Source organism: Segatella sinensis (genome assembly GCF_040095255.1).
In the GTDB taxonomy this organism is placed as follows: domain Bacteria; phylum Bacteroidota; class Bacteroidia; order Bacteroidales; family Bacteroidaceae; genus Prevotella; species Prevotella sinensis.
The window spans coordinates 1-2191 of sequence record NZ_JBBNGE010000115.1 but is presented as its reverse complement, the minus strand read 5'-3'; the positions used below and the strand labels follow the sequence as shown (position 1 = coordinate 2191).

The 2191-nt window shown below is 50.6% G+C and carries 3 protein-coding genes and 1 pseudogene; 2 read left to right on the top strand and 2 right to left on the bottom strand.

The window, feature by feature from the left end:
- Positions 1 to 192: 192 nt before the first annotated feature.
- Both AAAT87_RS15290 and AAAT87_RS15285 read left to right on the top strand, forming a co-directional pair.
- Positions 193 to 660, top strand: coding sequence for a MaoC family dehydratase (locus AAAT87_RS15290; protein WP_118311386.1), 468 nt, complete (start codon positions 193 to 195; stop codon positions 658 to 660).
- 121 nt (positions 661 to 781) lie between these two features.
- Positions 782 to 1657, top strand: a complete 876-nt coding sequence (locus AAAT87_RS15285) for a DnaJ domain-containing protein (protein ID WP_349226910.1) — start codon at positions 782 to 784, stop codon at positions 1655 to 1657.
- A 115-nt stretch (positions 1658 to 1772) separates the two neighbouring features.
- Here AAAT87_RS15285 and AAAT87_RS15280 read toward each other — a convergent pair whose 3' ends face one another.
- A complete protein-coding gene (locus tag AAAT87_RS15280) occupies positions 1773 to 1868 on the bottom strand; it encodes a smalltalk protein (protein WP_153091799.1) in 96 nt (31 codons plus the stop codon).
- Between the two features lie 116 nt (positions 1869 to 1984).
- A pseudogene (locus tag AAAT87_RS15275) lies at positions 1985 to 2191 on the bottom strand (hypothetical protein); the annotation flags it as partial.

Below are 2191 nucleotides of genomic sequence, written 5' to 3'. Positions count from 1 at the left end.
AGCCTAATGGGATTCAGAGAACGCCCTGAAAGGGAGTCCGATGAGCCTAATGGGATTCAGAGAACGCCCTGAAAGGGCAAAAGCTCCTAGCCCAGGGCACCGCCCTGGGTAAACAGGCAAGCAAGCCTGTCGCCCTGAAAGGGCAAAAGCTTTAAGAATATCGCAAATAACAATAAAAAGACAAAGATAAAAATGGCAAAATTAGTTATCAATTCCTATGAGGATTTTGCATCTCACCTCGGTGAGAAGTTAGGTGAATCAGACTGGTTGCAGATCGACCAGGACCGTATCAACAAGTTTGCAGACGCAACCCTCGACCCACAGTGGATTCACGTAGATGTAGAGCGCGCCAAGGTAGAAAGCCCTTACCACAGCACCATCGCTCACGGCTACCTCACCCTCTCTGTACTGCCATATCTCTGGCAGCAGATCATCGAGGTAAACAACATCAAGATGCTCGTAAACTATGGTATGGATGAGATGCGTTTCGGTCAGCCGGTCATCACCGGTTCACGTGTTCGCCTCGTGGCAACACTCCATGAGATTCAGAATCTCCGTGGAATCTGCAAGACCAGCATCAAGTTTACCATCGAAATAGAAGGTCAGCGCAAGCCAGCACTTTCTGGTATTGCCCAGTTCCTCTACTATTTCGAGAAATAAAAAAGAAAACTCTTTATAATCAACACTTTGCCCCCTTCCGAAGTTGCATGCTTCTTTCTTAGCATACAGCAGAAGTCGGGGGCTTTTTCAACTTGATTATCATTCAGAAAAATCAGTATATATGGCAGCAGGAAAATGGATAGGAGGTTTTCTGGGATTCATCACCGCAGGACCTCTTGGCGCCCTAGCAGGATTCGCCCTCGGCTCGCTCTTCGACCATGGGCTAGACGAGGTCAACAAGCCTGGCAGTGAGGGACATAACAACAGAGAATACTCCAACGCCTACGAAGCTTACAGCGGATATGGCAGCGGAGGATATGGAAACGGAAGTTACGGCGGCTACGGTCAGCAGCACGCCTACGAGGGAGAGCGAAATAGTTTTATGTTCTCGCTCCTGGTTCTCGCCTCATACATTATTAATGCAGATGGCAGGATCATGCATTCTGAGATGGAGCTGGTGCGCCGGTTCCTACTCCAGAACTTCGGCATGGCGGCGAAGCAGCAGGGCGAGGAAATCCTCCTCAAGCTCTTCGAGCAGCAGAAGCGCATGGGCATGCAGCAGTATCGCACGGTGATACAGGACAGCTGTCATCAGATACGTGCCAACATGATGTACGAGCAGCGCCTGCAGTTGCTCAACTTCCTCGTGATGATAGCCCAGGCAGACAATGTGGTTTCTCCTGAGGAGATTCAGGCACTGAAGGAAGTAGCCCTCCACATGGGGCTGGAAGCATCGGATGTAGATCAGATGCTGGGCATGCATGGCGGCGGTTCATCAGCCACATCTGCCACTTCGCTGGAAGATGCCTACCGCATCCTCGGTGTCTCCCCCGACGCTTCCAACGATGAGGTGAAGGCAGCCTATCGCAAGATGGCGCTCAAGCATCACCCCGACAAGGTAGCAGCTTTGGGCGAGGATGTTCGCCGTGCCGCCGAGAAGAAATTCCAGGAAATCAACGATGCCAAGGATAAAATCTACAAGGCTAGAGGCATCTAGGAAAAGGATTCCAGCAAGGAAATTCATATACAGCAAAAGTGCCGATAGGTGAATCCTACCGGCACTTTTTTTTATTTGATATGTCAAGGCATGCAGCCTTTTTTGCTTCAATGTGTCAAGACATGCAGCTCGTCACGCCCAGAGAGGCGGCGATAGCGGTCAAGATAGATATAACTATCTGAAATACAGTTTTCCAGGTTTCTTTCTTCATAGGCATTTTTTTAGTGATTAATTCCGTTAGGCGTTTCGGCGGATTTGCAATCCGCCGTTAAAAAACGTCCTAACCTATTTTGGCTCTGCGGATTTGCAATCCGCATCAAGCAAGATTTACAAACTTACGTTGTCGTCGCCGCCGTCAGTTCCGCCGCCAGCCCCCTGGCTGGTACCACCGCCGCCCTGCGATGTTCCGCCGTTGTCCTTGTTGGTCTCCCCGCCAGCACCCTGGCTGGTATTGCCACCGCCCGGCGTATTTTCAGTTCCACCACCGTCGTCAGCTCCCGATGTATAATCATCGTATGCCACGATTTTGGTGAG